At 33.0% G+C, this 2694-nt stretch carries 3 protein-coding genes; 1 reads left to right on the forward strand and 2 read right to left on the reverse strand.

What is annotated here, in order from left to right; genetic code table 11:
- On the forward strand, positions 1-580 hold a 580-nt coding region (locus RBH29_RS17375), incomplete at its 5' end, for an integrase core domain-containing protein (RefSeq protein WP_306698272.1).
- 340 nt (positions 581-920) lie between these two features.
- Here RBH29_RS17375 and RBH29_RS17380 read toward each other — a convergent pair.
- Positions 921-1142, reverse strand: coding sequence for a hypothetical protein (locus RBH29_RS17380; RefSeq protein ID WP_306698273.1), 222 nt, complete (start codon positions 1140-1142; stop codon positions 921-923).
- A gap of 15 nt (positions 1143-1157) precedes the next feature.
- Positions 1158-2694 (reverse strand): RHS repeat-associated core domain-containing protein (locus RBH29_RS17385; protein ID WP_306698274.1); only part of this gene is annotated, 1537 nt, incomplete at its 5' end.

Genomic DNA, 2694 nt, shown 5'->3' on the forward strand with positions numbered 1-2694 from the left:
TTGGAAAACATTCCTTAAAAATCATAGGAAGGAAATTTGGGCTATGGATTTTTTTACTGTTCCAACTCTTTATTTTAAAGTGTTGTATGTCTTTATTATAATTAGCCATGACCGAAGGAAGATTGAACATTTTGCAGTTACAACTAACCCATCCTCGGCATGGGTAGCACAACAAATAAGAGAAGCAACCCCTTTTGGTGAAACACCAAAGTATTTAATTCATGACAATGATTCTATTTTTACATCAAAGTTGTTTCGAGATTTTTTATCTAATGCAAATATCAAGGCTAAAAGGACAGGGATAAAATCACCTAGACAAAATGGAATTTGCGAGAGAGCAGTAGGCATATTGAGATCTGAGTTATTAAATCATATTATTCCATTTAATCAGAAACATTTAGAGTATTTACTCAAAAAGTATTTAGAAGATTATTATCATCCTGTCAGAACACATCAAGGACTTAATTGCCAAACTCCAATTTTATCAGACAAGCCTCCAGAAACTAAGGTGGAAGATACTAAATTGGTTTCAAAGCCAATTCTTGGAGGACTTTATCACAGCTACAAAAAAGTTGCCTAAAAACGTTACAGCTTTTTCAATAGCCTATTTTGTGCTGTAAAAAAACAAGCACCTTGGTTTTAATTACCAAGGTGCTTGTTTTTTTGATTAAGTTATTATTTCTTAAAAAGTATAAAATTGTATGTAGCACTTGTTCTGTTTGTTAAATATTAGTGTATATTTTAGCCCGATTGAATTTTTGCAAGGCACAGTATATTTTAGTCCGATTGAATTTTTGAAGTCTACAGGTGATAGAAAACTCCTCTATCACCTACTTAACCGCCTGAATTCCAATAACTTTGGAAAGAACCTTTTTGACGCTTACGGACTAAATTTACCACTTTTCAAACATACCGACAATTTAATTTATCTTTATAAGTATACTTTTCACAATTTTTAGCCCCTCATCATATTGTTCATTGTCAGAAACACAAAATCTTACATACTCCAGCTTATTTTCTGCTTCTGAAACTATATCTTGTAACTCCTCTGGAACAGCTATCCACGAAAAAACTCTTGACAAATCTTCTACTGTATATTCCTTGTTAATAAATTTTTCGCAAGCTAATCTTAATTCCTCCATATATTACCTCCGATGCTATTTTGTTATAATTGTTATTACAATATCTCCTTCGGTTACAACTTGTACTGAACCTGATTGGTAAATTTGCCTTTGAACTCCATTTACTATAGGTGTATCAATAAGTTCACCACTTTTTATTACATCGTCTACATAATTTGGTGATATACTACGTCCATAATCTATCTGTTCAACATCATAAATACGAGAAGCACCAACTTTGCCACCATCAGCAGAGCCTTTAGCATTGTACCTCATTCCACTTGGCTGCATTCTGTCTACAGCGTGGCGGGTATAATATTTATCGCCAATTTTTGCATATTCTTTGCCATTGATTGTTACTTTTTCGTAATCACTCCATTTGCCCCAAGTGTTACCCGTTCCCTGATTATTCCTCATAGCATTCCAGTATTTTATTTGTAATGCATTTCTTGATACAACAGGAATATTCATTCTTCCAAAGTCCATTGGTATTTCTGAAAAAGGCAAACCTGTATATGGGTCTGTAAAATTGTACAAACTTGTATTAATGTTTCTTGTATTAATATTTCTTATATTTTTAATAGCATTAGGCAGATTACCTCCCGCTTTAGCAATATTATGTATGGCATAAAACGTTTGTAATATATCGACAGTTGAATGTCCCAATTCATATGATTTTTGTGAGTAAACTTTACTTTCTACCCATTCGTTTATATTTTCATTACCTTCTCGTGTTTTTCTCCAAAGATCATCTTTTAAATTTGTAGAATAGCCAAAGAAATAATAATTTACTTGATCCATTCCAGCACCACAGCTTGAAGCAATAAGTGAAGTAGCATAAGATGAAGAATTAAAAAGTGACATTCCTCCTCCTACTACAAAATCTTCAAATCTTCCAAGATCACCATCATATGAATCTTCTGCCCACGTTAAAAATAATGTATACGTAGGTGGAAAATTAACATAATCTGATTCATCAAGAATATATTTTTCAAAGTAGTCAAATGCAATATCTGAGCCAATTACTGTATCAAGATTTGCCCAAAAGTAAGGTCTAATAGAATATACAGTTGAACCATCATCTAATTCAACTCTATCTAGTAATTCTAATGGAAGCTCAATGTTTCTGTTTTTATATACAAGTTCGGCAGTTTCTAAATCATATTCATACACCTTTCGTTTATATTCACCCATAAAAGTATCAATCTTTGTATAATAGTGTCCCGTAGGATCCCAGTATGTAATAGGATTATTGGCAGTATACGCATACAAGTTTAATGTCAGCGGATCATTTGGGTCACCTCTGTATGTGTCCTCCTGCAAGAACCTTGCTATCTTTGGATCATACATTCTTGCATTTAAGTAATACAGTTCTGTTTCTTCATCCCACTGATAGCCTGCATACTTAATATTATTGTTTACATCTCCTGTTTGCTCTAATATATTACCAAATGCATCATAATAGTAAGTTGCATCGATAGTTCCTGTAGCTACATTAATCAATGCTGTTACGTCTGCATGACCGTTATACATATAGTAGTAGGACTCATCTTCAACAGTTCTCATTAAGAGG

The organism is Herbivorax alkaliphila, assembly GCF_030848475.1.
GTDB lineage: Bacteria > Bacillota > Clostridia > Acetivibrionales > Acetivibrionaceae > Herbivorax.

Coding starts and splice junctions, on each gene's coding strand:
- RBH29_RS17380 (WP_306698273.1), bottom strand. CDS start 1,142: ATGGAGGAATTAAGATTAGCTTGCGAAAAATTTATTAACAAGGAATAT.